The organism is Curtobacterium sp. MMLR14_010 (assembly GCF_001865015.1).
In the GTDB taxonomy this organism is placed as follows: Bacteria; Actinomycetota; Actinomycetes; order Actinomycetales; family Microbacteriaceae; genus Curtobacterium.
Genome location: NZ_MJGV01000035.1, coordinates 34,412 through 59,995, shown reverse-complemented (window position 1 = coordinate 59,995; position 25,584 = coordinate 34,412). Strand labels below are relative to the sequence as shown.

Below are 25,584 nucleotides of genomic sequence, written 5' to 3'. Positions count from 1 at the left end.
CGCACCTACTCGTCGACGAGGACGTGCAGGCTGATCCACCCGTCGGGGATGCTCTGTCGGCAGACGGTCATCGCGGCGGGGTAGTTCGTCCCGGTCGCCTCGAGCGGGCGGACGTCCCTGGACCGCGCCACGGCGCGGATCGTGATGTCACCCGACGCCTTCGCGGTCAGGGTGTTCGCCTGCACCAGTTCGTGCGTGGTGAGATCCAGGCCGGCGACGGCGCGCTCACGCGCTGTGCTCTGATCGTCCGCGTGGCCGTCGGCGGTGATGGTGGCTGTCGAGCGGATGAGGCCGCGCACGGTGGTCATGTCCCCATCTTCGCGTCGAGCTCCGACACCTGCAGGTGTCGGCGGTGGCCGCGATCATCGGCGTCATGCCCGAACACCGGTGGAGTCCGCCCATCCACCCAGATCCCCCCGAGGACCAGCCGCTCGGTATCGACGCGCCGCCGGCGCCGGACCGGGTGTCGGGGTACCCGGCGGTGTGGGTGCAGGTGGAGTTCACCCGGTCGGGCCCGCAGACGTGTCCCGGGTTCGTCGAGCAGGCCGACGGCGACGTGGTCTACGTGCAGCTCGTGCACATGGGTTTCGTTCACCACGTCTGGGTCCCCATGGACAGACTCAAGAAGCGGTCACTCCGGCCGCAGGGGCGCCGCTGATGGCTCGGCGCCGGCGAGACCGCTGGCTGCCCGACGAGGCCGTGTCACTGCCCAGAGAGGCCCGTGGCGAGCTCGTCGCCGACGTCGTGCCGCCGGCGCCCGTGCGGGCGTGGATCCGCACCTATGACGGTCAGGATCATCGCGTCGACGCGGCGGCGATCGCCGCGAGCTCCGACGCGGTCCTGATCGAGTGGGGGAGTGGCCAGGCCGCTACCGCGGCCTGGGTGTGGCGGGCCGCTGTGAAGCACCGCACGGAGATCCCAGCCACCCCATAGCGGCCGCCGTTGTTGGCGTCGGAGGGTGCGCGTACCGTGGCCCACGCTTGGACCTGTTCCCCCAACGGTTCCAGGCGCCGCGGCTCGAGCAGCCCCCCAAAATCAGCTCGAGCTGCAGTCGGCCCCGGTTCTGTTCCCCCCAACAGGCCGGGGCCGCTTCACGCTCCGGCCTCGCACGCCGGCGAGCTGCTCGAGCTGGATCCTGATCGGACCGCCGCCGGCGGACTGTCCTGATCTCAGCGGACCGCCTACGGCGGACTGCATTGACCGATCTGAGCCGGCAAGCCGGCGCTGCGCTTTGAACCCTGCGGGTTCGTTGTTTGCCCGTGAAGCCTGCGGCGATTGTACGGTCGGCGGCCACAGCGCAAGCGGCAAGCCGCCGGCTCCCCCGAGAACTTCCGGCCGCGGTCGCAAGCTCCCTTATTTCGGCCGGAACTTCTCTCCTCCACCGCCCTCCGGGTTGACGCTGCGCCCTTCTCCCTGATCGGCACTACGTGCCTTCACGGGCAAACAACGAGAGGGAAGGAAGAACACATGAAGTTGATGGGTATCCGAGCGACCGCGGATGGTCGCGCCGACGGCGTCGTGGTGAATGTGGGGACCTCAGTCCTCGCGGGCCTGCAAGCGCAGATCGGGTGCGGTGTGGTGGACGTGGTCCGCCTCCCGAACGGGATCGAGGCATGGGTCGATGACAACGGCGCGTACACCGCCGAGGTCAACCCGGCTGCGACCGTCGCAGCGGTCGTGCTCGGTCGATCCCGAACCGCGGACCCGCTCTACGGCCCGGTGCTGTTCCTCAGCGCCGACCGTGCCGGTGACGTTCGGTCACTGTCACCGGATCAGTACAAGGCGGTCACGGCCGCGTTCGAGCAGGCACATGCCGCGCTCGAACGGGCGGAAGCACTGTCCGCCGCGCTCCACCAGTAAGACACCGCAGCACCCATAGAAAAGACCGGGTGCGGAGTTCCCGACAACCGTTAATTGCCAGGACCCGCACCCGGTCACTACCGGAAAGCGTAGCAAAACAATGAGCATCACCGAACACATCGCCGTTACTCACCTGACGGACCAGCCGCAGCCCGAGGACAGCACCATCGAGACCCCGGTCGACGCGGCTCCCGCCGCTACCGGCGTCGACCTGGTGCACGTCCCCGCCGCGGACGTGATGATCGAGGACAACGTCCGCACCGCGGCCGACCTCGACCCCGCGTTCCTGGCGTCCGTGAAGCGCCACGGGGTCCTCCTGCCGACCATCGGCTACCGCAACGCCGACGGGGCCGTGGTCGTCCGCGACGGCCAGATGCGCGTCCTCGCTGCCCGCGAGGCCGGGACCACCGTCCCGGTGTTCATCACCGAGCGCGGCGACAGCACCGCGGCCCGGATCGCGGAGCAGTTGGTCGCCAACGAGCGCCGCGTCGGCCTCACCGACGCCGACCGTCTGCAGGCGTACCGGCAGTTGGAGTTGGAGGGCCTGTCCGCGACCGCGATCGCCAAGGAGACCGGCACGAAGCGGGACACCGTGAAGGCGACCCTCGCCGTCGCGAAGTCGGAGGCCGCGACGAAGGCCGTGACCGACTCCGCGCTCACCCTGGACGACGCACTGCTGTTCGCGGAGTTCCAGGACGACCCGGAGGCCATCGCGGAACTGCAGGGCTGCGTGGACGAGGGCTACGCCGAAGAACTGCCGTTCACCGCCGAGCGCATCCGGCAGGACCGGCAGGGCAAGGCCGACATGGCCCGGATCACGGGGGAGTGGGAAGCCAAGGGCGTCCGCGTCGTCACGACCGAGGACGACTACACGGCCGTGACGAACCTGACCGACGCCGAGGACGACGCCGAGGACCGGCCCATCCTTGACCCGGAAGCGCACGCGACCGGCTGCGCCGGTCACGCTCTGTTCCTGCAGGCATGGGGTGAGCACACCGCGGTCGCGGTGTGCACCACCCCGGAGGCGCACCACGTGAAGTACCCCCGGTACTCATTCAGCACCGCCCCGGCGGCGGAACTGACCGAGGAAGAAGCCGCCGAGCAGAAGGAGGCCGAGAAGGCTGCGCGCCGGGAACTGATCGCCAACAACAAGGCGTGGGACGCGGCCGACACGCTCCGGACCGAGTTCGTGAAGTCGCTCCTGCAGCGCAAGACGCTGCCGAAGGACTGGACCATGTTCGCCGCCGTCGCGGGCACCCGCCACGGGTGGACCATGCGCGCCGACAACAGCGGCGGTGTCCGCGATCTGCTCAGCATCGAGTCAGGGACCGGCTACGGCGCTGACACGGTCGCGACGTGGGTCGAGCAGCACCCCGCGAAGGCACCGCACGTCGCCCTCGCCGTGGTGCTGTCCGCGTTCGAGAACGCGGCGAACCGCGAGTGGTGGCGACGCCCCACCACCGAGGGTGCGGCGTACCTCAACCAGTTGGCAGTATGGGGCCACCGCCTGACCGACGTCGAAAAGATCGCCGCGGGCATCCAGCCCGAGCCGGTCGACCAGGCCGAGGACGCGGACACCGCAGCCGAGTAGGTGAACCAGCGTGGGGGTCGCAGCCAGCGGCCCCCACGCACACCCAGCACCGGTCCCATCGGGCCGTCTCAGCGTCCGTGTGCCGCGTCGCGGCTCCGCCGCAACGGCAAGGGGCTCCGCCCCCTCCCAGACCCCGGAGCCGCTCGACGGAGCTCTCGGCTGTCACCGCCTGCGGCGGGTCCAGGATGGCGGCGCAGGTCCCGCGTGCCCTAGATCTCCTCCCAGGAAAGCCGCGCCACCTGCGTAGTTCTCGCCCAGAGGAATCGGTTGATGGGGACTCCATCGCATTTGACAGTGAACGTGGGCGTCGGACGGACGATCCCCAACTCAACTTGCTCCTGTGACCACGCGAGTAGGGCGTCGAGGTTCGCCGTGGGGGCCGAGACAACAGGACTACTCGGGCCTGCGATCCGGGTGTTGGTGAACGTGCCCCGATAGCCACCGAACCAACGCCAGACCAGCAACGTGTCGAAATCCACTACGTCTCCAGACGATTAGTCGAGCGTGGCGCTCCAGCCCGGGGCTTCCGGCCCCGGCCGGGAGTCGCTTCGCTCCCAGTGGAACCGGCTTCGCCGGCACAGTTTGGGCCTCCGGCCCGTTTCTTTGCCGTGAAGCCTTCGGCAGCGTACGGACGTCCGGGTTCCGCGCAAGCGGCAAGCCGCCGGCTCCTCCGAGATTTTCGGCACGCGGTCGCTTCGCTCCCTTATTTCGCGCCGAAATTCTCTCCCCCACCGCCCTTCGGGTTGCACTCCACCCTCCCGTCCTAGCGGCGACAAGTCGCCTTCACGGCAAAAAAACGAGAGGGAGAGGAAGAGCACATGCGCTACCAGATCGAGACGCTGACCCGGGTTGTCAGCAAGGCCGACGACGCAGCCGAGGCGAGGACGGCGGCACTGCGAGAGCGGGCCGCGGAACTCAAGACCGCCGCGTCGCTGGGTTGGACCCTCGCGAGCACGTTCGTTCTCGAAGGGGTCGAGGTCGCCACGTTCGTCGACACGATCACCTTCACGCCGCCTGCGGAGTGAACCAAGGCGGGAGGGGACAACTCGTAATTGCCCCCTCCCGCCTCCCATCCTCACCGATCGAGACCCCGGAGGTACAGACCATGAGCACCACCACCGCCACCAAGAAGCGCACCACCGACACCCGCCGCCCGTCCGTCACCCCCGAGCAGCGGAAGGAGCAGGCGGCCGCGTTGCACGAGTCGATCGCGACGCAGGTCGAGCAGCTGCGCGACTCGGACCGGTGGACGGCCTTCCTGCAGTTCGCGGGCGCGTTCCACACGTACAGCCTCAACAACGTGTTGTTGATCCTCGCTCAGCGCCCCGACGCCGAGCGGGTGGCGGGGTTCCGGAAGTGGCAGGCCCTCGGCCGCCAGGTCCGCAAGGGAGAGAAGTCGCTCCGCATCTTCGGCTACAGCACCAGGAAGGTGACCGAGCAGGACGAGAACGGCGACGACGTCGAGAAGCGTTACCCCCGGTTCCCGATCCTGCCCGTGTTCGACATCGCCCAGACCGACCCGATCGACCCGGACGCCGCCGACCCGTCGACCCTCACCGCGCCCCTGACCGGACCCGATGACCACGGCGTCATCGGCACCCTGACCGCCCACCTGGTCGCGGACGGATGGAGCGTCGAGCACACCGAGCCGGGAGAAGGCCGCAACGGCTTCACCGACCCCGCCGCCCGCCGCGTCGTGGTCGGGTCGCACCTGGCCCCGGAGCACTCCGCGAAGACGCTCATTCACGAGCTCGCGCACATCCTCCTCGGCCACACCGACGACCTGACCGAGTACGCCGAGCACCGCGGCCTCATGGAAACCGAGGCCGAGAGCGTCGCCTACGTCGTCTCTGGACTGGTCGGGTTCGACACCGCCGCCTACTCGATCGGCTACGTCGCCGGATGGTCGGACGCGAACGCCGACCTGATCCGCTCAACCGCCGCGCGCGTCCTCATGGCGGCGCACCAGGTGGCCGCGATCCTCACCCCTGCCGGCGTCGACGCCGAAGACGGCGACGACGCGGAGCCCACCGACCAGTAGTCACCGCGGGGGCCGCCGAGCGGCCCCCGCCCCCGGAAGGAGCACCACCGATGGACGCCGTCACCTACCGCCGCCCCGACGACCTCGACCCCCGCACGACCGACCCGGCCGCCCCGGCCGCGGACCTCGACTCGACCGGCGCCACGTGCGGCGCAGAAACCGCCGAGATGGGCGAAGAGTGGTTCTGCACCCGACGCCCCCACGACCTCGACAACGAGCACCGCGCCGCGTTCGACCGCGGCGGCGACGGCCCCGCCGGTGCCGTCGGCTACGCCTGGCGCGATGAGTTCTACGACCCCAGCCCGGCCCCCGTCGCACCGCGGAGCGGGCTCCGCGACACCGGCACGCAGCCGCCGTTCACCCTCGCCCAGACGATCACGTGGACCGAACTCCGCGCCGACGTCGCACGCGCCAGCGCAGCGCATTGGGTTGAGGGCAGCCGGAAGCACCGCCAGCACGCGCGGGAAGCCGACCGATTCGACGCGATCGCCACGGGGCTGCACCGACTCCGGGACTTCGACACCGCGGCCGAGTGATGGGCCCACGGGAGCCCGGGGGCGTGGCCGACCTTCGGTCGCCCGTGGAGGCGGCCCGCCCCCACACCCCCGGCGCACCTGCGGTGCTGGTAGAACCGGCGACGTAGCGCCGGTCTGCGGGGCCTGCGGCCCGTTCTTTTGCCGTGAAGCCTTCGGCAGCATACGGACGATCACCCGGAATGCAACCGGCTTTCGCGGCATAAACGGCCCCTCCCCGCAAGCGGGTCCCCTCCATATATTCCACGACCGGTTGCATTCCGGACGCTCGTCCTAGCGGCGACAAGTCGCCTTCACGGCAAAAAAAACGAGAGGGAGAGGAAGCACCATGAATGACACAGTGCAGGTCACGTTGCAGCGCGAGGATTGGGAACACATCGCACGACTCGTGCAACGCGTCGTACCGGCAACGTCGCAGAGCCTCGACGACGCCTACGAGTGGGACGAGGACGAAGGCCCCGACGTCGAGTGGATCGAAGCACGACAGCGCGGCCTCGCCGACGCGCGCGCACTCAGCGATCGCCTGACCGCGGCGGTTGCGGTCGCGACCGGAGAGGCCGCTCCGCGGCAGGCACGGGCAGCGGCGACGGGAGAGGCGTAGCCAGGCATTCCTATTCGGTTCCGTGAATGACAGAACGGGGCAAATGCACCAGGGGATTTCCAGCCCTTCCGCAACCGTTCACTCCCCGAAGTCGCCTTCCTAAACGCCCCGCGTTGGTGCCAGGGAATGCAGTGGATCGGCCTGCCTAGAGGTGTGCCGCGCGGCTAAAAAAGGGTCAAAGAATGCAGGAAAAATGCTGGTCAACCCGGCTATTCTGACGTAGAATGGAAGCATGCAACGGGGGAGGGGCCTCCACTGCATCACAATCTTTCGGAAGGTGATTTCGATGAGCATCACGGTTTACAGCAAGTCTGGTTTCTGCGGCATGTGCATGGCCACCGAGCGCGCTCTCGTCTCCGCCGGCGTCGAGTTCAACGAGGTTCACCTCGAAGACGTCGACCAGGCGCAGATCGAGGAGTGGAAGACCACCCTCGGCATGAACGCACCCATCGTCATCACCGACACCGAGACCGGTTCCTGGAGCGGCTTCCGCCCCGACAAGATCGACCAGCTCAAGACCGCCACCTCGACGGTCAAGGTCGCGTGATGACGATGACGCTCGAACGACCGACCACCGCCTACCGCGACGCGATCCAGCCCGAGACTCGCGCTGCCGTCGACGAGCTCTTCCTGATCGACCCGGGCCACGCCCTCATCGCGATCGACCGGGCCACCCACGACCCATCCGAGGACGTCCGCGAGTGGGAACTCGACGCCGAGGGCCGGCACGTGTGGGAGGCCGGCTACATGGTCGGGTTCTCCGCCGCTCAGCCCCAACTCATCGCCCAGGTGCACCGCCTCGAGCAGCTCCTCGCTCAGGCGGAACGCGACGCGGACCGGTACTACGCCGAGATGTGCCGCCGTCCCGCAGCACCCAGCCCGGACGGGCAGTCCTTCGCGGAGCTCTCGCGGATCCGCGGCGACGACGAACGCGCTGACCGTCACGAAGCGACGATCGACCGCATGTTCCCCCAGTACGCCGGCACCCGCGCCTGAGCGGTCCTCGCCGTCACCACGAGATCCGCCCCTTCCGCGAGCGACGCGGTTGGTAGAATCGAGTCCGAGCAGGGGAGTCCCCATGAGCATCAAGACCGAGCACGACACCGCCCGAACGATCGACGTCGAGCAGGAGATGGCGCTGGTCGAGAAGGGCCAGCAGCTCGCCGGCCACTTCCCCGACGCGGAAGCGCTCGGCCGGGCCCGTCGCATCCTCGAGGGGACGCTGTCGCCGGAGGATGCGCGCGCGGAGGTCGCTGCGAAGCACGGGTTTCCTCTCCGCCAGCGCTGAGCGCCGGCGTCCTGCGGGGGAGCGGATGAGCGTCGACGACAAGTACACCTACCCGGGTAGTGGTGGGGTCCTGGTGAACGCTGCGGGGATTCACGATCAGCGACAGCTTGACGAGGCGATGAACGACGTCGCGTCGATCACGATGGCCGAGGTCCGCGCCGAGCCGGTGCCCGACCGCCCCGGCTACGGGTACCTCCAGAGCATCCACGAACGCATGTTCGGTGACCTGGTGCCCGGCATCGCTGGACGCATCCGCGACGTCGACGTGCAGGCAACTGGCACGGGCATCCCGTACTGCCGCCCCGAGTACATTGACGCGAACCTGGCGACATTGTTCGGCAAGCTCGAGCGGGAGGACTACCTCACCGGCCTCGACGCTGACACGTTCGCCGATCGGCTCGCGGACCGGTGGGGAGAGTTGTCGGCCATCCACCCCTACCGCGACGGCAACACCAGATCCCAAAGCACCTACGTGTCCGCGATCGCCGAGCGCGCCGGGCACCCGATCGACTGGGAACGCGTCGACGTCGACGAGCTGCGCACCGCACGGCTCTACGCCGTCGCCGGCAACGACCGTCCTCTTGCGGACTACCTCCGTGCCCACCTGGTCGAGAGTGTGCCCGTGCGGGATGAGCGTGAGTTCGACGCGTTCGAGCGCCGTGATCGCGACATGATGCGAACCGCCGGCATCGACCCCGACGCCCGCCAGACCGAGCACCGTGGCACGAACGAACCGACGATGGAGCAGTGGCCCTCTCTGCCCGAGCAGTCCCGCGGACACGACGGCATGGAGCGATGACCGGGCCCGCTCCCGTCAGTGCCGCGGAACGGTTCTGGTCACACGTGGTGCAGGGTCCGGCCTCGTCCGATTGTTGGATCTGGACGGGCGCCGTCGGCGACGACGGGTACGGCCGGTTCTGGGTGCCGCAGCCGGACGGCGGACAACGCGCTATGCGCCCGCAGCGGTGGCTCTACGAGCACCTCACCGGCGCCGTCCTGCCTCCGTCGAGGCTTCTCCTGCACGCGTGCGACGTGCCACTCTGCGTGCACGTCGACGTCGAGCCGCAACGATCGCACCTGGCGCCGGGAACGCACCGCGGGAACATGCTCGAGCGGACGCAGCGCGGCCGACACAGCAACGGTGCGACCGCGCTCCGCACGATCAGCTTCCCCCGCTCGGAGCGCGTGCGTCTCTCCCGTGAGCTCCGCGAAGCGTTCCGCGAGCACGGGTGGGACGCCGATGCCGTTCGCACGTGTCGGACAGGGATCGCGGCGAACACTCCGACGCTCTGGTGACGCGAGTGTGTCAGCCGCCGGCGGTACCGTCGCGCACAACCGACGAGGGGACAGGAACATGACGAACTACGCACCGCCCCAGTGGTCGCCCGTATCGCCGGCACCGACGCTGCCCGGTCCTCGCCGGGGCACGAAGCTGTCACGGTGGAGCGTGTTCCTCGGTATCCAGTCCGTGCTTCTCGGCGCGCTGCTGCCGATCCCGATACTCGCGATCGTCTTCGGGATCGTCGGCCTCTGCCGCGGCACGGACCTCCCGGGTCGCGCCGTCGTCGGCATCGTCCTCGGATGGTCTGGTCTGACGTTCTGGGGCGCTTTCATCGCCGTGTGCATCTGGTTGATGCACGTCAACCTCGCCTAACGGTCACAGCACACACCGCGGCCCCCGACCACACACAAGTGGTCGGGGGCCGCGTCACGTGTAAGAGACGGTACCGCGTTCGCCGCGGAGGCGGTTCTCCTACGCCGCGTACGACTCCTGCGCGTCGCCCTGCTCGCCGCTCTCGTCGTCGTTCTCGGCCGCCGTCACGGCCTCGTCGCCGCCGTTCGTTGCGTCGGTCTCAGCCTTCGCCTTGGACCGCTTCACGTCGCGCACGGGGATGCCGAGTCGTTCCGCCACCTCGTCGCGGGTGACCTTGGTGTCGAGCATGCGTCCGATGATCGCCTGCGCTTCGGCTTCCGCCTCAGCGATCGCGGCGGCTTGGTCGTCGCGAATCTTCTGGATGCGCGCTTCCGCGTCCTCGTTGATCCCGTCGACGGCGTCGGCTGCGACGAAGTATTCGACGGCGAGCTCTTCGAGCTGCTCCTGCCGACGGCGGAAGTCCGCCGCCCGCTCTACCGCTCGCTCACGTGCAACCTTACGCGCGGCGGCTTGCTTCCCCGACGTTCGAACGTTCGCCATGTCGTTCCCCAATCCCTACCGGCCACCACCCGCCTGATTGGGGCGGCACCTGCCTAACGGCGGTACCCAGCGGCGCTCTTCGAGTCGCCCAGTGTAGCTCGCGCCTACGGCGCGGCCGGTGACAGTTCTCGACCCGGATGCAGTCGGCCCGACGCTCCTCGTTCCTCGTCGCTGGCCGCTGCTCCCGGTCTCCACCTGTCTACCGCGCTCGTCTCTCCGCCGATTCCGCTTCGCTCCACCGACTCCGATCCTCCCGGCCCCGCATCCCTCCCTCCTGTCTGCGCTCGTTCCTCGCTACGACCTCCGGTCATCACCGGGACACACCTCAGGCATTACAAATGAATAAGGCTAGACTCGGCCTATGCGCACCGTCACCAGCCCGCACCACGGCTGGGTCCGACGCGTCTCGATCACTTCCGGGGCCGGCGGTGACGGCGCATGATGACCATGCACGTGCTCTCTGCCGGCGACGGGTACACGTACTACACGTCGGAGGTCGCCACGGGCGATGCCCGCCGCGACCACGACCGTGAGCTCGGCGATTACTACACCGCCGACGGCAACCCTTCCGGCCGGTGGATGGGCGGCGGCGCGGCCCTCCTCGGCGTCTCCGGGACGGTCAACGAGGACCAGATGAAGGCCCTCTTCGGTGAAGGGCTACACCCCGACGCGGACCGCATCATCGCCGATGCTCTCGCGTCCGGGATGACCGGCAAGCAGGCGCAGGAGGCCGCGAAACTGGGCAGGTCCTACTACGTGTACAAGGCAGACGAGAACGCGCTGCAGGGGCGCATCCATGCCGGCTACCAGGCGTTCCAGCGGGTGCAGGGCCACGAGCCCAACACCGAGGAGCGACGCCTCATCCGCTCCCGCGAGGGTGCGCAGGCGTTCCGTGACGCAAAGGGCCGCGAGCCCGCTGACAAGGAAGAGCTCGGCCGGTACATCACCGCAGCGACCCGTCCCGACCAGCAGGCCGTCGCCGGGTTCGACCTCGTGTGCTCTCCCGCCAAGAGCGTCTCCGTGCTCTGGGCACTCGGAGACAACGACACCCGCAAGGCGATCGAGCAGGCGCAGGACCGCGCCATCGCGTCGACGATCGCGTACCTCGAGCGGGAGGCGCTAGCGACCCGCGCTGGCACGAACGGCGTCGAGCAGATCGAGGTCGAGGGCGGCGTCGCAGTAACCGCGTTCCGGCACTTCGAGTCCCGAAACGGTGACCCTCAGCTGCACGACCACCTCGTGGTCGCGAACAAGGTCCAGGGCTCCGACGGCAAGTGGCGCACCATCGACTCGAAGCTCCTCCACCGCATGAACGTGCCCATCTCGGAGTTCTACAACGCCGCCATCATGTCCGAGGTCACGAAGGCACTCGACGTCACCACCGAGGCCCGCACGGTGTCTGCCGGCAAGCGCCCCGTGATGGAGATCGTCGGTGTCGACACCGACCTGATCGACACGTTCTCATCGCGGTCGGCGTTGATCCGCGAGCAAGTCGAACGCCTCACCGCGGAGTACCAGCGGGACCACGGCCGCGCCCCTGACACCAAGGCGCAGATCAAGATCGCTCAGCAGGCGACGTTGGAGACCCGCCCGCAGAAGGAGCACGGACGCTCCCCACAAGCCACCCACGACGAAGCCGTCGCTCGCGTCGGACAGGACCGCGCCGACCAGGTCCTCCCGAACGCCCGCCGCATCGCCGAGGTCCGGGCCCGGGACGGGTTTGGCACGCCGACGGTCGACGTGGACGAGCGCGCCGCCCTCGTCCTCACCGCCGTCGAGGAGCGGTACTCAGTGTGGGGCGCCGGCGTCATCGAGGCTGAAGCCCGCCGCCAGCTCGCCGCCATCATCCCGGACCAGGACGTTGCCGAGCCCCTCGTGCAGCAAGTCGCGAAGTCCGCCCTGCACTCCTCGATCTCGCTCACCCCGCCGTCCCCGCACGGTGCGTTCAAGCCGCTGACGCGTTCGAACGGTGATTCGGTCTTCGAGCACAAGGGCAAGACCATCTACACCTCCGGTGCGATCCTCGCGGCCGAGGACCGCCTCCTCGGTGCGGCCCGAGCACGAACGATGGCGCCCGTCGCGGTCGACGTGTTCGAGCGCGTCGCGGCCGCCTACGACGGCCCGCTCGATCAGGGGCAGCGGGACCTCGCGAAGGCGTTCGCCACGTCCGACCGGGAACTGCTCATGGGCATCGGGCCCGCCGGCGCCGGCAAGACCACCGCCCTCAGACTCGCCAACGACGCCCTGAACGCCGGTGGCGTCCGCATGATCGGACTTGCCCCGTCCGCCCCGGCCGCGTCCGTCCTATCCGACGCGGTCGGGATCGACGCGACCACGATCCACGGCTTCATCGCCGCCTACCAACACGACGAGGTGGGCGGGTCTGATGTGCCGGAGAAGTACGCCCTCAAGCCGGGCGACGTGATCGTGGTTGACGAAGCCGGTATGGCGGGAACGTTCCGCCTCGACGACGTCCGCGCGATCGCCTCCGAGTACGGCGCCGTGGTCCGCGGCATCGGCGACGACCGCCAGCTCTCCGCCGTCGAGGCCGGCGGCGTGCTGCGCCTGATTGACCGCGAGGTCGGGTCCGTGCAGCTCGAGCATGTGCACCGGTTCCGGGACGCCGAGCAAGCCGAAGCGTCTCTCCGGCTCCGCGACCCGATGCGCCCCGGCGACCCGTTTTCCTGGTACCAGGAGCAGGGCCGCGTCGTCGGTGGCGACAGCGAGCGGATGACTGCCGCCGTGTTCGAGGGCTGGCAGCACGACACCAACGCCGGCGTGCGATCGCTGATGCTCGCTCCGACCGCGACGGCGGTCGCGGATCTCAACGCTCGCGCACAGGCGTATCGGATCTCCACCGGCGCCCTGGACACGTCCCGGTCGGTGCCCTTGCGCGACGGTCTCGCCGCGCACGTCGGCGACACCATCGTCACCCGCCGCAACGACTCGGACCTCCGGATCCAGGGCGGCCGCGACCGGGTCAAGAACGGCGACTTGTGGACCGTCACTGGGATCCGCGACGACGGTGCCCTCGACGTGGCCCACGCCGAGCACGGCGCTGTGATCCAGCTGCCTGCCGGGTACGTCGCGCAGCACGTCGAGGTCGGCTTCGCCCGCACCATCAGCCGCTCCCAGGGCCTCACCACCGACAACACCCACGTCCTCGGCGACGCCACCATGAGCCGCGAGGACGCCTACACGGCCCTGTCCCGCGGCAAGGAGAGCAACCGCCTCTACCTCGCGCTCGACGACGCCGCGACCGTCCCCGACGCCCTCGAGCAGATCGCGGCCCGCTCGGAGCGGATGCTGTCCGCCCACGAGACGATCCGCCTCGAGCAGGACCGCGTCGAGGACCTCGTCACGCTCATCGACCAGCACGCCGACGTCGCCACCCGCGCCGACGAGCTCCGCGCCGGCACGATCATGGAACGCGCCCTCGGTGCAGACGTTGCAACGTCGCTCGAGGGGCAGGAGTCGTGGGGTGCCCTCGCGGCGTCGCTCCGGCACGCGGAGGACTACGGCCACGACCCGATCGCCACGCTGCAGGACGCGTACCAGCAGCGTGAGCTCGGCACCGCTGACGACGTCCCCGCGGTGCTGCACTGGCGCATCGAGCATGCCCTCGAAGGGATCGGCCAGCCGAGCGTCCTCCTCGTCGACCGGGAGCCCGTCGACGGCGTCCCGGCGTGGATCGCAGACGGCCGCCGACACCAGGACGAGTTCCTGCCCGCTGAGTGGCGTGACCACCTTGCGGAACGGCACCACTACATCGGCGTCCGTCTCCGCGAGAGCGGCGCAGATCTCGCCCTCGAGCAGCCGGCGTGGACGCAGGATCTCGGCCGGCTCCCGTCCGAGCCGTGGCGCATGTTCGACTGGCACCGCACCGCGGCCGAGGTCGACGTGCTCCGCAGGAAGTACCGCATCGACCCGTCCGAGCCGCAGGCGATCCCCGACAAGCTCCGCGGCAACCCCGTCGCGGACCGGCTGCAGGAACGCGTGACCGCGCTCCACAAGGCTGCCGCGCTGTCGACTGCGCCCGAGGTGGCCGAGTCCACCCGAGAGCACTACGCCGCCCACGCAGCCGAGCAGTCGGCAGCGGCACGGACCGCCCTCGTCTCGGCCGCCCAGGCCGTGCAGCAGGCGACGTCGACGGCGGTCGCCATCGGCTCCGACGTCGTCGCCGAGACCACCACCGGGACCACCACCGAGGTCGCACCCGCGACCACGGTCGGCACCGAGACCACTCCGGTGGCTGCGGCGGCGTCCACCACCGCACAGGAAGGAACCATCATGAGCGATCCCCTCGACGAGACACTCGAGCACGTTGGCCGCCAGGCAGGCCGGGCAGGGCAGACCATCGCCTCGGAGATTGCCCGCCAGGCGCAGCGCGCGGCGGACGAGCGTCGCCGGCAGCTGCAGGAGACCCAGCGGAAGGCCGAACGCGAGCGCGACTTCGCCGTCCGTGAGGCCCAGCGCAAGGCCGACCGGCAGCGCGAGCAGGCCGAACGCGATGCGCAGCGGGAAGCGGCGCGCGAGCAGGAGCGGAACGAGCGTCTGGCGTCGCGGTACCCGAACCCCGAGCAACGCGACGGCGACGCAGCCGCACTTGCCGAGGGCGCCGCGCTCGGCGCCGCAGCGGCCGCGGCCATCGAAAGCCAGACCGACACCGACGCCGCCGCGATCACGTCCGACGGCCGTGACGAGACAGCGGCCGAGACGGCGTCGATCGCCGGCGAGGCGCAGACCGACGCCGACGCGATCGCCGCGACCGGAAACGCCGGCGAGGCGCAGTACGACGAGTTCGAGCTCCGCGACCGCAAAATGCTCCGCCAGGCCGGTATCAACCCCGACGAGGTGTCGACGTCCACCGGCACCGACAGCTCTCTCACGCTGGACCCGTCACCGGCTTCGGACCTGTCCCGTGGGAACGACGGCCTCGAGCGGTAGCCCTCCTGGGACGAGGAGCTGGGTGGGCATCCGCGACCAGCTCTGATGAGCGACCAGACTGCTGGCCGTTCCTACGCCTCATCAACCTATAGGTTTCCGAGGCACCAGCAGGGGAGTCGTGCTGCGGTCCGCAACTCCCGGACCCCCGGGGGCGGCCAGTGTCTTGGAAAGTCATCTCGACGTGCATCGTGTCGCACGGTGGGGGAGATGGGATTGGTGAGACGGTCGCGTCGGTGAGCTAGGGAACGGCGACGATTTCGAGGAAGGTCTGTTCGGTGACGATCTCGATAGGTTGTCCGCCGGCGGCGAGATCCTTCGCTCGCTGCACCTTCCCGCTGAGGGTAGTGCCGGGGCGGAGGGTGGCGGGGTCGAAGCCTCCCATCACGACGAGGGTGGTCTTCTTGGTCACGTTGCCGGAGACGACTGCTCCGAAGGAGGCAACGAGAATCTGGGCCTCGGTGCGGGTGTAGCTGTCGAGGTCGCCGGAGAAGCAGACGACCTCTCCGAACAGGGGATGTGTTGGGTCTGCCTCGGCGGCGGGCTGCGGGAGATCTGCCTTCCGCTGGTACTGCCGGCCGGCCCGGACACCGTTCTTCGGGCGGACGGGCACAGTTGCCCAGAGCTCGTCGACGGTGTCGATGCCTCGCTCGTCTGCGATGCGGAGGGTGATGAGTGCACAGGCGAGCGAGTCGGCACCAGCTTCGTGGTGGTGGAAGTCGGGGAGCTTGAAGTGTTCGACGACGAGGGGGAGACGGTGGCTGGGGAGGTTGCAGTGGTGGCGGACGACCGCGAGTGCGTCGAGGAACGTCAGGCGCGGGTCGGGCCCTTCAACGAGAGCGTTCGCTGCGTTGTAGACGCCTTTGTCGAAGGGGCTGTAGGCGACGAGGGGGAGACCCTCACTGACGGCGTGCAAGCGATCGAGCGTGTCCGGCCATGTCGGAGCGCCGTCGACGTCGCCCGGTCCAATTCCGTGTAGGTAGGTGTTGGTGAAGTCCAAGCCAGTCGGAGGTTCGACGTACCAAGCGGTCGTGGACGCTACGACGCCATCGATGACCTTCGTGATGCCGACAGCGCACACGGAAGCGCGATCGAAGTTAGCTGTCTCGAAGTCGATGGCGACGAAGCTGAGCGACATGCCATGAGTGTAGGTGAGTAGGACTCGTTGTTGAACTCAAAGCCCGGGTTCGCTGTCGTGGTCGGTGGCCAAGACCCGGTACAACGTCGTGCGTTCAACGCCGAACTGCCGGGCGACTGCGGCTTTGGGGACTCCGGTATCAACGAGGCGGCGGGCTTCGAGGACCTGCTCGTCGGTGAGCTTGCGTGCTCGGCCCTTATATTTGCCCGCTGCTCTGGCGATCCGAATCCCCTCCCGCTGTCGCTCGCGGATCAGGGTCCGTTCGAACTCGGCGAACGCGCCGAGGAGGTTCAGCATCAGCCGGCCGATGGCGTCGTCGGTGTCGCGGCTGTAGGTCTGCTGTTCCTTCACGAACACCACTGACGCACCCTTGTTGGTGATCTCATCGACGACGTCACGGAGGTCCCCGAGTGATCGAGCGAGCCGGTCCATCGACGCGACCCGGACGACGTCGCCATCGCGGACGTAGCGGATGCACTCCGTCAGCGCGCTGCGATCGGTGCGGGATCCGCCCGAGACCTTCTCCTGGAACACCCGATCCACGTCGCCGATGGCCTCGAGCTGCCGGTCGAGGTTCTGATCGGTTGAGCTCACTCGCACGTACGCGACAGCCTGTGTCTTGTGTTGCACCACCCCTAGACCCTCGCACACATCTGCAGTAGAAGTAGCGCAGCGGACCCTATTGCTACGTGGTTCCAACCCTTCGAGACGTGTGGCGCTGGGGTATACCCCAACGCCACATGCGAGCCGCCATTCGAGATCAGCGCCTGCGGCGCCGGTGGGTCCCTACGACCGAAACGCCAGCACTCGCCTCATCTACACCGCCGGTCATCGCCAGAACTCATTCTGTCCCGTATCGATGAGCATTTGTCGTTAGGATCTCCCCTATGACAGAGCGCAACCGTGGAGCCGACTGGAGTATCTGGGACTTGCATGTTCACAGTCCCAGTTCGATCGTTCAGAACTACGGAGCCGACGACGAGGACACTTGGGCGCGCTATATTGACGCACTGGAGGCGCTCCCCAAAGATATTCGCGTCATTGGCCTGAACGACTACTGGTTCCTTGACGGTTACAACCGCGTGCGCGACGCGAAGCTGTCTGGTCGACTTCAGAATCTCGACGCAATATTCCCCGTCTTGGAAATGCGCATCGATCAATTCGGCGGTACTGAAAGCAAACTGACACGAGCGAACCTGCACGTAATTTTTGACCCTGAGCTAGAGCCTGAGGTAATTCAGCAGCAGTTTCTCAACAGGCTTCACGGGCAATTCTCTCTAACAGATGCAACGGAAGGAGCGGACTGGAAGGGAGCTGTGACGCGAGAATCTTTAATGGAGCTTGGCCGCCAGATGAAGGAAAACGTTCCTTCGGACGAACTGCACAAGTTCCACAGCGATCTCGAGGAAGGGTTCAACCAGCTGAACCTATCCCTCGATTCCGTTCTAGAGGTTCTAGACTCCTCGTTCTTGAAGGGAAAGGCACTCGTTGGACTGGGAAGAACCGAGTGGAACGCAATCAAGTGGAAGCAGGCAGTAGCGTCAAAGCGCAACATCATCTCGACTGCCAAATTTCTATTTACCGCGTTCGAGGATCCAAGTGACTGGGCGACGCAGGTTGAGAAGCTCAAAGCTCAAAGCGTCAACCATCGGTTGTTGGACTGCAGTGACGCGCACACCTGGGCCGACTCGACCGATAAAGACCGTCTTGGGGCTTGCTCAACCTGGATGAACACCACTCCCACCTTCGCCGGTCTCATCCATGCAATTGACGAATTCGAGAACCGTGTGTTCGTGGGACTGCAGCCACCCGCATTGGACCGTGTGCAAAAGGCGCCAGAGGAATACGTCGATTCGATTGCAATTCGATCTAGTGATCCCACGAAGTTCCGATCGTTTAGCTACGAACTGCCGTTGAATAGTGGCTTCGTCGCCATTGTGGGCAACAAGGGTCAAGGCAAGTCGGCACTTCTCGACTGCATTGCGCTAGCTGGCAATTCATCTCGTAACACCGAGTTCGCTTTTCTAACTCCGAATCGCTTCCTAACCGCGAGCAATAAAGCGGCAAAGGAATATACCTCTACCATCACATGGCGGACTGCCAACGAACGCACGGTCAGTCTCACCGCAAAACACGACCCGGCAGCTCCGGTGCTCGTCGAATACTTACCCCAACAATACGTAGAGAAGGTGTGCACGACCGACCCGCTATCGCTGGAGAGCCACATCTTTGAGAATGAGTTGCGAGATGTGTTGTTCACTCACATCCCCGAGCAGGAAAAAACGGGAGAAACTTCGTTCGAGGGGCTGATTGCCAGAAAGACTACCGCCGCTCGTGAACGAGTCGCCAAGCTTCGCGCAGAGCTTCGCCATGAGGCCGAGAAGTTTTCCGATTGGTCAGATTTCATCGCCGCGAACGTCCCTACCGAGATCGAAGGACGTATCGGGCTCAAACGCCTGGACTTGGAGACCGCTGAGGAGGCTCTCGCTGCTGATCGTCAGGTTCTCGCAGAGTTCGATGCAGCGAGTGGCAACGATCAGACAGTTGGAGCACTTCGCCAAGAATCTGAGGAACTTGCAGCTGGGCGCCAAGGGCTACTGAATGATATAGCTCAAAATCAATTGTCTATTGGCTCAATCACGCGGCAACTTGGTGACGCCGATAGGCTTGTTCGGCAAGCGAACGATCTGAGACTAGCCGCGTTGACTTTGAATGAAGAGGCGCGCTCGCTGCTTTCAATTGATGAGCAGGTGCGAGATGAAGACTTGATCTCGGTTCGAATCAACCAAGACTGGGTTGAACGCTGGCGGGCCTCGCAGCAGACGCGCAGTGCGTCAGCAAGCTCCAACAATGCAGGTTTGCAGCAGCAGCTTGATGCCGCCAATCTGAAGTTGAGCGAACTGGCCAATGCGTTAGCTTCGGTCGACAGTACGCGAGAACTGGCTCGTCAGCGCGTACTGCAAGGAGAGGAGCGCGTCCGAGTAATCAGCGGAAGCGTCGACCAGCACGGCTCCCTCGTGTTTCTACAAGCCCTCCTGGAGAAAGCGAGGTCAGCGCCCGAACAGTTGCAACAATGCCAAGGTCGTCTTCTCTCGTTGAGCGAGGAGATTCACAATGCTCTACTCTCCGAGCTCGGAGCAGTGCTCGACTTGTACGCGCCTGCCTCTAGGTTTATTGCAGACTCCCAGGTTGTGCAAAAGGCCGGCCTAGAGTTCCGTGCGGCACTGGAGTTCACGTCCGCAATCCAACGGTTGGGCGCTTCTCTCGATGGGCGACGTAACACCGACCTCGGCTCGTGGATCGGAGAGCTGCCGCAACGAGTCTCTGCCATGAGCTGGGACGACATCTCCGACGAACTTGCGGTCATAGTGCGACGCCTGGGTACTGACCGTGGCGCTGAGGATGGTGCAGCCCGGCATGCAGGAGCGGGGCTTCGAGCCGGAACCTCGCTACCCGACTTTTTGGTCGCACTCCTTGACCTGTCTTGGCTAGAAGTGCGTTTCGGTTTGATTGGCGATGGTCTCCCATTGGCGCAGCTATCCCCGGGTCAACGGGGGCTTGTGCTGGCCCTGTTCTATCTAATCGTGGACCGTCGCACGACGCCTCTTTTGCTTGACCAGCCCGAGGAAAATCTCGACAACGCGACTATAGCCTCGCTTCTCGTACCTGCAATCCGCGAGGCATCTGCGCGTCGGCAGACCATCATCGTTACGCATAATGCAAATCTGGCGGTTGTGGGGGACGCGGATCAGATCGTTCACGCCACGGTTGCCGATGGCGTGTTCAATGTGACTAGCGGATGTATTTCCGAGTTGGACGTTGCTAAGTCGGCAGTCGACATCCTCGAGGGCACAAAGCCAGCGTTTGACAACCGGCGCCACAAGTATGAGGCGTTTCCGCTTCTAAATAAAACAAAGTAGTGTGCTCTGTGCTGCGCATATCGAATGGCGGCAGTGGTCAAGCGCGCAGCCGACTGACATAGGAGACCGCTATCCGCGCGAAGCACAACGGCCGGCCCCCTCGATGGGCGGCCGGCCGTTGTCACGTGTGGGGAGTGGCGTCAGTGTGCGGCGTCGTACGCGTCGCGGACTGCCTGGCTGATCCGGCCGCGGGAGGAGACCTCGTGGCCGTTCGCTGCTGCCCACTCGCGGATCTTGCCGAGCTCCTCGGAGTTCCCACGCTTGGGGGCGCTGCCGGAGGATGCGCGGCCGCTGCGGGTGCCGGTCTTGCGGGCGGCGGCGATGTAGTCGGAGAGCGCTTCGCGGAGCACGTCAGCGTTGTCGTCCGTGAGGTCGATCTCGTAGTTGGTGCCGTCGAAGCCGAAGGAGACCGTGCGGCCCTTGCCATCGTCGATGGTGTCGCCGGTCAAGTCGTCGACGAGGTGCGTGGTGACCTTCTGCGCCATAGGAGGCCGCCTTTCGATAGGGGATGTGCTTCTACTGTGACATACGTCGCCGGAGAAGGTCAGACGTCATGATCCGACACTCTGACCCCTGCGGTGAGGCAGAATGGTCGCGATGACGAGAAGCACAGCCATTCCCTCCGGCTACGCCGCCGCTTTGGCCGAGCTGAAGCAGCAAGTGAGAAATGCGCGGTTCACTGCGCAGCGCCGTGTGAACTCGGAACTGGTGCGGTTGTACTGGGGGATTGGTTCCACGATCTTGCAGCGGCAAGAGCAGGAGGGGTGGGGGACCAACGTCATCGGCCGGCTCGCCGACGACCTGCGTGCGGAGTTCCCGGATATGACGGGCTTCTCGTCCCGGAACCTCGCGTACATGCGAGCCTTCGCGGCCGCGTGGTCGGACGGTGAGGTTGTGCAACAGGTTGTTGCAGAACTTCCGTGGGGGCATATCACCGTGCTCCTCAACCGTCTCGACGACCAAGAGACCAGGGAGTGGTACGCCGCGCAGGCGGTTCATCATGGATGGTCCCGCAACGTCCTCGAGCACCACATCCGTACCGACGCCCACACCCGGCTGCAGGCGGCACCGTCGAACTTCGCCGCGACGTTGCCAGCGGGGGAGTCGGACCTCGCTCAGCAGATCACGAAGGATCCGTACGTCCTGGACTTCCTCGCGCTGGACGGGGATGCGAAGGAGCGGCACCTCGAGCAGGCCTTGGTCGATCGGATCATCGACACGTTGCGGGAGCTGGGGGAGGGGTTCGCGTTCGTGGGCCGGCAGGTGCACTTCGACGTCGACGGGGACGACTTCTTCGTCGACCTGCTCTTCTTCCACGTCGAGCAGCTCCGCTACGTCGTCATCGAGTTGAAGACCGGCAAGTTCAAGCCGGAGTACCTCGGCCAACTCGGCTTCTACGTCGCCCTCGTCGACGACAAGCTCCGCCGCTCACAGCACGCCGACACGGTCGGCCTGCTGCTTGTGGCAGACAAGAACGACGCGGTCGTCCGGTACTCGCTCGGCGCGCACCACACGCCGATCGGGGTCGCGAGCTACGATCTGCTCCCGCCGGCGATACAGGCGGCGCTGCCCTCAGAAGCTGACCTTGCACAAGCGCTCGAAGCCGATACCGACGACGAAGCGCCGGCGGTTTGAGGCGCAGCCGGGGTCGTTCATATCGAACCGGAGTGCTTCGGATGGCGCGAAATTGTCAGCCGCCATTGCAGGGATGAGGAGGATCGGGCAGCCGACGGTGCTGCCGGCCGCTCCGACTGACTGAGTGGTGTGCCCGTCAACCCATCAGTTTCACCAGACGTGCACCGATGCGGCTGCCATCGCGGTGCTCTGGCGGGCAGAGCTTCAACCAGCGCTGGAGTACGGCGATCTCATCGTCACGACGACCGAGCTTTCGGAGGATGATCGCGGCTTGCTCTGTGTAGAACGGGGCGGGCTCCCGGCCGTCCCGGGAGGCCTCAGCGCCCTGAATCGCTGCATGGCAGAGATCCAGCGCTTCTTCGAGACGGTTCTCGCGCTTGAGCTCCTTGATCGGTTCGGCGAGTTCGAGGTAGTGGACGCCGTTGACCATGCCGCGATTGAACTCCGCGGCCCGCTGCCCTCCGCGGGCGAGACCCTCCCGGACCATCTCGCGCGAGCCCTCGTGGTGGGCCGCCGCCTTCGCCTTGGACGACATCGGCGGCCTGTTGGTTGAGGTCCACTCCCACCGCAGAGATCCGTTGCCGAGCCACGCCCACGCCTCGGCACGTGGCCCCTTTGGCAGCATCTCCGTGAAAATCTGCACGCGAACGGCACGGGAGCCGATGGTAGACACGTTGGCCGCCGCGGTCGCGTACCCGGGGAGGTAGCCGATTCGTTCCCCCTCCACCATCACCGCGACGGCGTTCGGGTCGGCGGGGTTCGTCGGCTCGCGCTGGAGCGAGCCGTTGAGTTCGACGTAGCCAGCGTCGCTGGCATCGTGGCGCGCGGCTAATGCGAGGATAGCGTCGCGGCAGGTGGTCGTCGTGCCAGAGAGGACCGTGAGGCCCTCGGCTCCGTCATCGACAGGCTGATCTTTATCGCGGCCAAAGAGTCGATTGAGGATCCCCATGAGCCGATCATGGCATGGGCGGCTGGCGCTCGAACGTTGGGCTCCGCCCGCCACTTCTGTTGTCTCCTTGGTGAGCCGATAATGTACCTTATGTCAGTATGAGGGCTTCAGAAGGCTAGCTCGGTCCTCCTCCCTGCCCGATCAGAGCGGCTAGCGAAGGCCGCTCGAGTGTGTAGCGCTTAGCGCCCCTTCACCGGGCAGTTTTGTGGGACAGGCTTGCGGGAATTCCCAGGTCAGGCGGTAAATGGCGAAGTTGTCGCGGTTGACACGCCGCTCTCTGTGCCGTTGACCGACCGGCTTACGAGACGCGGGGGGCGACAGTTTCGCACCTCTCCCCGCGGCGCCGCTTGCTGGCGCACCAAGTCAGTGAGCGAGCATCCCTGATTTTTGTCGCGTCGTGCCCTTCGTTTCGCTGCCCGCCGGAAGGCCATGAGCATGGCGCTGGACACAAGCGTCGCAACGATGCCATCGGCCGTGCTGTCGGCCGACCCGGCGACGAAGCCATCCCGTCACTTTGCTGACGGGTTCCTTGCCGACCGGCCGGTGTTCACAGGTCGGCGATGTGGTGGTGTCCAGTATCTGCTGATGGGCCTGCACGCTCAGGCGCTCAGGCGAAGGATCGGGGCACTCGGACGCGTTGTCGACGCGTCGCGGATACGGAACGAACCCGGATGGAGGGAGCATGGACATGGCGATGCCGATGCCGGAGGTGATTACGCTCGAAAAGGACGGTGACGTTCATCCGCTGGTCCTCGTCCCCGCTGAGGGGGAGCCGGTTCGAGTCGCGGTGCGGGGTGATCCGCCAGTACGGTTTTTCCACGCGGCACGGTCATGGTGTGCGACCGGGAACATGGCATCCCCGCCGGGATGTCCGCTGTCCCACGAATATCGGGAGTGCGACGACATCACCTGACAGCTCACGCCCGGGCGCCGGCAGCGAACCAGCCCTCAGTATCCGGTCGGCCCATGACAGCGGCATTGGATGCCTCCGTCGGGCTGCGACGCTCTCGAAGGCTCCGCCCCGCGTATTCGGGGAAGCGGTGGGTGACCCTCAACGGCCCGGCGGTTCCAATGGGCACACGTCCCGCCCGCAACCACGTGACCACGATGCGGTCGGGACGGGGCAAACGCTCCCGTGAAGCCAGCTGAGGCTCCCACGCTGATCAAACTGACGCCGCCATCACGACGCGTCCGAAACCGGGAACTTAAGCCGTGCTGCGTTGCGTGCGAAGAGCACGTCGCGCCCATTCCTGCCCGCGGCAGGACTCGAGTCGCAAACGCTCTCAGTGTTACGAGGACGGTTTGCGAACCTCCAGTGTTAGACATCGAAACACCGTCGGCGGATCCTTCGGGCACGTGCCCTGGGAGCATTGCTTCAGCCGGCCAGAGTGGTGCGGCAAGCGCCGCTCGGCCGAGGCGCATCTCGTTTGGGCAGGGCGCGGCTCCGCAGACGACGGGTCGGCAGCCCCCGCAGCGTCTCCCCCGGGTACTCCCCGAACCGCTGCAGGTACGTGCCGGCGAAGCGTCCCATGTGCCGGAAGCCCCACTCGCGGGCGACGGTCGCGACCGTGACGGACCCCGGGTCGGCGAGCTGCAGTGCGATCCGGACGCGGTCCAGGCGCATGTGCTGCAGGTACGTCATCGGCGTGCTGTCCGTGTAGCGCAGGAACGCGCTCTGCAGCGTCCTGGCGCTGACCCCGGTCGCGCGGCACAGGTCCGCGAGCGTGACCTGGTCGCCGCAGTGCTCCGCCAGGTACGCCTGCGCGAGCTCGACGGTGGTCCGTCCGGCGCCGAGCTCCCGCCGGTCCGAGCGTGCGCCGTACGCGCGGACGACCCACTCGGCGAGCTGGACCTGCAGGGACAACCGCGCCTGGTGCGGGTCGACGTCACCGAAGGCCGCCGTGGCGACCGCTCCGAGGGCGGTGCGGAGCCCGGGCAGCGCCTCGGGCGACGGCTGCATCCGGAAGGTCGCCGTGCCGCTCCTGGTGCCGCCGTTCAGGACTGCCCCGACGGTCTCCATGAACCCGAGGTCGATGCGCACCAGTGCACGCCCGCCGGGACGACGACCGAGTACGGCCGGTCGACGGGGAACACGACGGGGATGCCGGGTTCCGTGACGACGCGGTCGGCGCCGGTGTCGATGCCGACGCCACCGCATGCGGTCCACCCGAGGGTCAGCCATCCACTGCCGTCGAGGTCACCGCGGCGGTCGGTGGTCACGGCGGAGTTGACGAGTTCGACGTTGAGGTCGCGGAGGGTCCGGAGCCGCCAGCGGAACGGTTCGCCACGGCCGAAGACGACGTCCTCGGCGCCGTACACGTCCTCGAGCAGGCGGACCGCGTCACGGCGGTCGGTGCCAGCGTGGTCCGACAGCCGTCTGGCGTCCAGGCGCTGCCCGAGCTGTGGCAGCTCGGACCGGAGGGACTCCGCCGGCGCGGTCGTGTCGTTCGACACGGTCCCGGTCGACGCCGTCGTGGTCGTCGTCGTGGTCGACGCCGTCGTGGCGGTCGCGGTCAGCACGTCGGCTCCGTTCCCTGCTCGCCGCACGCGTGCTCGAAGTACTTGTGGGCCGCTTCGAGCGACCCGACGGACCGGTGCTCGTCGAGCGTCGCCATCAGCGTGCACTGGTACCCGCCGTCACGGTGCTCGACGAAGCCCAGCAGCATCGCCGGGTCGTCCTGTCCTGCGGCGCCGTCGACCACCCGCCAGCACGTGGCGTCGACCGGCTGCACGCGGACGTCCAGCGGGTCGGTCTGCACGAGTGCCCTGATCCGGTCCGCGTGCACCCGGTGGCGCCACGTGACCGTGTTCCCCGTGACCGTGTTCCCTGTCGGGGCCCCTGCCCCGGTGTTCCCTGTCATGTCTGCTCCAGGTCCCCGGTGCAGTCACC

Annotated in this window: 25 protein-coding genes; 16 read left to right on the top strand and 9 right to left on the bottom strand. The window is 67.0% G+C overall.

The annotated features are described in order from the left end of the window. Nucleotides 1–5: 5 nt before the first annotated feature. On the bottom strand, nt 6–308 hold the full coding sequence (locus BIU98_RS08050; protein WP_071274510.1) for a hypothetical protein: 303 nt from the start codon (nt 306–308) through the stop codon (nt 6–8). Between the two features lie 44 nt (nt 309–352). On the opposite strand from BIU98_RS08050, the gene BIU98_RS08045 reads away from it, so the two are divergent. From BIU98_RS08045 to BIU98_RS07975, 13 genes are all read left to right on the top strand, one after another. Then, the gene (locus BIU98_RS08045; protein ID WP_139200631.1) at nt 353–658 is read left to right on the top strand and encodes a hypothetical protein; all 306 of its coding nucleotides are present in this window, start codon (nt 353–355) and stop codon (nt 656–658) included. Between the two features lie 809 nt (nt 659–1,467). Continuing rightward, the gene (locus tag BIU98_RS08035) at nt 1,468–1,860 is read left to right on the top strand and encodes a DUF3846 domain-containing protein (RefSeq protein ID WP_083393099.1); all 393 of its coding nucleotides are present in this window, start codon (nt 1,468–1,470) and stop codon (nt 1,858–1,860) included. Nucleotides 1,861–1,960: 100 nt separating this feature from the next. Continuing rightward, entirely contained in the window at nt 1,961–3,451 is a 1,491-nt protein-coding gene (locus BIU98_RS08030) for a ParB N-terminal domain-containing protein (RefSeq protein WP_071274498.1), read from the top strand. Between the two features lie 818 nt (nt 3,452–4,269). Next, nucleotides 4,270–4,476 (top strand): hypothetical protein, encoded by a 207-nt coding sequence (locus BIU98_RS08020; RefSeq protein WP_071274492.1) that lies wholly within the window; start codon nt 4,270–4,272, stop codon nt 4,474–4,476. An 80-nt stretch (nt 4,477–4,556) separates the two neighbouring features. Beyond that, entirely contained in the window at nt 4,557–5,492 is a 936-nt protein-coding gene (locus tag BIU98_RS08015; protein WP_071274489.1) for an ArdC-like ssDNA-binding domain-containing protein, read from the top strand. Between the two features lie 50 nt (nt 5,493–5,542). Continuing rightward, complete coding sequence (locus tag BIU98_RS08010; protein WP_071274486.1) at nt 5,543–6,028, top strand: hypothetical protein; 486 nt, start codon at nt 5,543–5,545, stop codon at nt 6,026–6,028. Nucleotides 6,029–6,353: 325 nt separating this feature from the next. After that, nucleotides 6,354–6,626 (top strand): hypothetical protein, encoded by a 273-nt coding sequence (locus tag BIU98_RS08005; RefSeq protein WP_139200630.1) that lies wholly within the window; start codon nt 6,354–6,356, stop codon nt 6,624–6,626. A gap of 286 nt (nt 6,627–6,912) precedes the next feature. Next, nucleotides 6,913–7,173: a glutaredoxin domain-containing protein gene (locus BIU98_RS08000; RefSeq protein ID WP_071274481.1), complete on the top strand. Its 261-nt coding sequence runs from the start codon at nt 6,913–6,915 to the stop codon at nt 7,171–7,173. Then, nucleotides 7,173–7,622: a hypothetical protein gene (locus BIU98_RS07995; protein WP_071274478.1), complete on the top strand. Its 450-nt coding sequence runs from the start codon at nt 7,173–7,175 to the stop codon at nt 7,620–7,622. The genes BIU98_RS08000 and BIU98_RS07995 overlap by 1 nt, the downstream gene beginning before the upstream one ends. An 82-nt stretch (nt 7,623–7,704) precedes the next feature. Next, entirely contained in the window at nt 7,705–7,914 is a 210-nt protein-coding gene (locus tag BIU98_RS07990) for a hypothetical protein (protein ID WP_055949702.1), read from the top strand. Nucleotides 7,915–7,939: 25 nt separating this feature from the next. Beyond that, a complete protein-coding gene (locus tag BIU98_RS07985) occupies nt 7,940–8,713 on the top strand; it encodes a Fic family protein (RefSeq protein WP_083393098.1) in 774 nt (257 codons plus the stop codon). Next, a complete protein-coding gene (locus BIU98_RS07980) occupies nt 8,710–9,210 on the top strand; it encodes a hypothetical protein (RefSeq protein ID WP_071274472.1) in 501 nt (166 codons plus the stop codon). The genes BIU98_RS07985 and BIU98_RS07980 overlap by 4 nt, the downstream gene beginning before the upstream one ends. Before the next feature lie 58 nt (nt 9,211–9,268). Continuing rightward, nucleotides 9,269–9,568 carry a hypothetical protein gene (locus BIU98_RS07975; protein WP_071274469.1) on the top strand — a complete coding sequence of 100 codons (300 nt, stop codon included), beginning with the start codon at nt 9,269–9,271 and terminating at the stop codon, nt 9,566–9,568. A 99-nt stretch (nt 9,569–9,667) separates the two neighbouring features. Here the strand turns inward: BIU98_RS07975 and BIU98_RS07970 are convergent, their stop codons facing one another. Beyond that, entirely contained in the window at nt 9,668–10,120 is a 453-nt protein-coding gene (locus BIU98_RS07970; protein ID WP_139200629.1) for a hypothetical protein, read from the bottom strand. A 435-nt stretch (nt 10,121–10,555) separates the two neighbouring features. Between BIU98_RS07970 and mobF the strand changes: the two genes are divergently transcribed. Beyond that, complete coding sequence (mobF, locus tag BIU98_RS07965; protein WP_254787825.1) at nt 10,556–15,055, top strand: MobF family relaxase; 4,500 nt, start codon at nt 10,556–10,558, stop codon at nt 15,053–15,055. Between the two features lie 238 nt (nt 15,056–15,293). Here the strand turns inward: mobF and BIU98_RS07960 are convergent, their stop codons facing one another. Together BIU98_RS07960 and BIU98_RS07955 are read right to left on the bottom strand one after the other, a co-directional pair. Beyond that, nucleotides 15,294–16,190: an exonuclease domain-containing protein gene (locus tag BIU98_RS07960; protein WP_071274459.1), complete on the bottom strand. Its 897-nt coding sequence runs from the start codon at nt 16,188–16,190 to the stop codon at nt 15,294–15,296. A 36-nt stretch (nt 16,191–16,226) separates the two neighbouring features. Continuing rightward, nucleotides 16,227–16,823 (bottom strand): recombinase family protein, encoded by a 597-nt coding sequence (locus BIU98_RS07955; RefSeq protein ID WP_254787824.1) that lies wholly within the window; start codon nt 16,821–16,823, stop codon nt 16,227–16,229. A 254-nt stretch (nt 16,824–17,077) separates the two neighbouring features. Between BIU98_RS07955 and BIU98_RS18475 the strand changes: the two genes are divergently transcribed. After that, the gene (locus tag BIU98_RS18475; RefSeq protein ID WP_083393097.1) at nt 17,078–20,110 is read left to right on the top strand and encodes a TrlF family AAA-like ATPase; all 3,033 of its coding nucleotides are present in this window, start codon (nt 17,078–17,080) and stop codon (nt 20,108–20,110) included. Between the two features lie 140 nt (nt 20,111–20,250). On the opposite strand, the gene BIU98_RS07945 is transcribed toward BIU98_RS18475, so the two are convergent. Further along, nucleotides 20,251–20,595, bottom strand: a complete 345-nt coding sequence (locus tag BIU98_RS07945; RefSeq protein WP_071274451.1) for an Lsr2 family protein — start codon at nt 20,593–20,595, stop codon at nt 20,251–20,253. Nucleotides 20,596–20,707: 112 nt separating this feature from the next. Here BIU98_RS07945 and BIU98_RS07940 point away from each other — a divergent pair, with 112 nt between their 5' ends. Next, the gene (locus tag BIU98_RS07940; protein WP_071274610.1) at nt 20,708–21,745 is read left to right on the top strand and encodes a YhcG family protein; all 1,038 of its coding nucleotides are present in this window, start codon (nt 20,708–20,710) and stop codon (nt 21,743–21,745) included. A 136-nt stretch (nt 21,746–21,881) separates the two neighbouring features. On the opposite strand, the gene BIU98_RS07935 is transcribed toward BIU98_RS07940, so the two are convergent. The 4 genes from BIU98_RS07935 to BIU98_RS07920 all read right to left on the bottom strand — a co-directional run bounded on the left by BIU98_RS07935 (nt 21,882) and on the right by BIU98_RS07920 (nt 25,555). Next, nucleotides 21,882–22,694 (bottom strand): HIRAN domain-containing protein, encoded by an 813-nt coding sequence (locus tag BIU98_RS07935; RefSeq protein ID WP_071274447.1) that lies wholly within the window; start codon nt 22,692–22,694, stop codon nt 21,882–21,884. 1,375 nt (nt 22,695–24,069) lie between these two features. Beyond that, complete coding sequence (locus BIU98_RS07930; protein ID WP_071274444.1) at nt 24,070–24,735, bottom strand: helix-turn-helix domain-containing protein; 666 nt, start codon at nt 24,733–24,735, stop codon at nt 24,070–24,072. Beyond that, entirely contained in the window at nt 24,690–25,214 is a 525-nt protein-coding gene (locus tag BIU98_RS19365; RefSeq protein WP_071274441.1) for a hypothetical protein, read from the bottom strand. The genes BIU98_RS07930 and BIU98_RS19365 overlap by 46 nt, the downstream gene beginning before the upstream one ends. Then, nucleotides 25,208–25,555 carry a hypothetical protein gene (locus BIU98_RS07920; protein WP_139200628.1) on the bottom strand — a complete coding sequence of 116 codons (348 nt, stop codon included), beginning with the start codon at nt 25,553–25,555 and terminating at the stop codon, nt 25,208–25,210. Before BIU98_RS07920 ends, BIU98_RS19365 begins: the two co-directional genes overlap by 7 nt. Nucleotides 25,556–25,584 lie beyond the last annotated feature (29 nt).

Bases quoted from the DNA above. Each gene is read 5' to 3' on its own strand.
- BIU98_RS08050 (WP_071274510.1), bottom strand. From the start codon at position 308: ATGACCACCGTGCGCGGCCTCATCCGCTCGACAGCCACCATCACCGCC.
- BIU98_RS08035 (WP_083393099.1), top strand. From the start codon at position 1,468: ATGAAGTTGATGGGTATCCGAGCGACCGCGGATGGTCGCGCCGACGGC.
- BIU98_RS08030 (WP_071274498.1), top strand. From the start codon at position 1,961: ATGAGCATCACCGAACACATCGCCGTTACTCACCTGACGGACCAGCCG.
- BIU98_RS08020 (WP_071274492.1), top strand. From the start codon at position 4,270: ATGCGCTACCAGATCGAGACGCTGACCCGGGTTGTCAGCAAGGCCGAC.
- BIU98_RS08015 (WP_071274489.1), top strand. From the start codon at position 4,557: ATGAGCACCACCACCGCCACCAAGAAGCGCACCACCGACACCCGCCGC.
- BIU98_RS08010 (WP_071274486.1), top strand. From the start codon at position 5,543: ATGGACGCCGTCACCTACCGCCGCCCCGACGACCTCGACCCCCGCACG.
- BIU98_RS08005 (WP_139200630.1), top strand. From the start codon at position 6,354: ATGAATGACACAGTGCAGGTCACGTTGCAGCGCGAGGATTGGGAACAC.
- BIU98_RS08000 (WP_071274481.1), top strand. From the start codon at position 6,913: ATGAGCATCACGGTTTACAGCAAGTCTGGTTTCTGCGGCATGTGCATG.
- BIU98_RS07995 (WP_071274478.1), top strand. From the start codon at position 7,173: ATGACGATGACGCTCGAACGACCGACCACCGCCTACCGCGACGCGATC.
- BIU98_RS07990 (WP_055949702.1), top strand. From the start codon at position 7,705: ATGAGCATCAAGACCGAGCACGACACCGCCCGAACGATCGACGTCGAG.
- BIU98_RS07985 (WP_083393098.1), top strand. From the start codon at position 7,940: ATGAGCGTCGACGACAAGTACACCTACCCGGGTAGTGGTGGGGTCCTG.
- BIU98_RS07980 (WP_071274472.1), top strand. From the start codon at position 8,710: ATGACCGGGCCCGCTCCCGTCAGTGCCGCGGAACGGTTCTGGTCACAC.
- BIU98_RS07975 (WP_071274469.1), top strand. From the start codon at position 9,269: ATGACGAACTACGCACCGCCCCAGTGGTCGCCCGTATCGCCGGCACCG.
- mobF (WP_254787825.1), top strand. From the start codon at position 10,556: ATGCACGTGCTCTCTGCCGGCGACGGGTACACGTACTACACGTCGGAG.
- BIU98_RS07960 (WP_071274459.1), bottom strand. From the start codon at position 16,190: ATGTCGCTCAGCTTCGTCGCCATCGACTTCGAGACAGCTAACTTCGAT.
- BIU98_RS18475 (WP_083393097.1), top strand. From the start codon at position 17,078: ATGACAGAGCGCAACCGTGGAGCCGACTGGAGTATCTGGGACTTGCAT.
- BIU98_RS07945 (WP_071274451.1), bottom strand. From the start codon at position 20,595: ATGGCGCAGAAGGTCACCACGCACCTCGTCGACGACTTGACCGGCGAC.
- BIU98_RS07940 (WP_071274610.1), top strand. From the start codon at position 20,708: ATGACGAGAAGCACAGCCATTCCCTCCGGCTACGCCGCCGCTTTGGCC.
- BIU98_RS07935 (WP_071274447.1), bottom strand. From the start codon at position 22,694: ATGGGGATCCTCAATCGACTCTTTGGCCGCGATAAAGATCAGCCTGTC.
- BIU98_RS07920 (WP_139200628.1), bottom strand. From the start codon at position 25,555: ATGACAGGGAACACCGGGGCAGGGGCCCCGACAGGGAACACGGTCACG.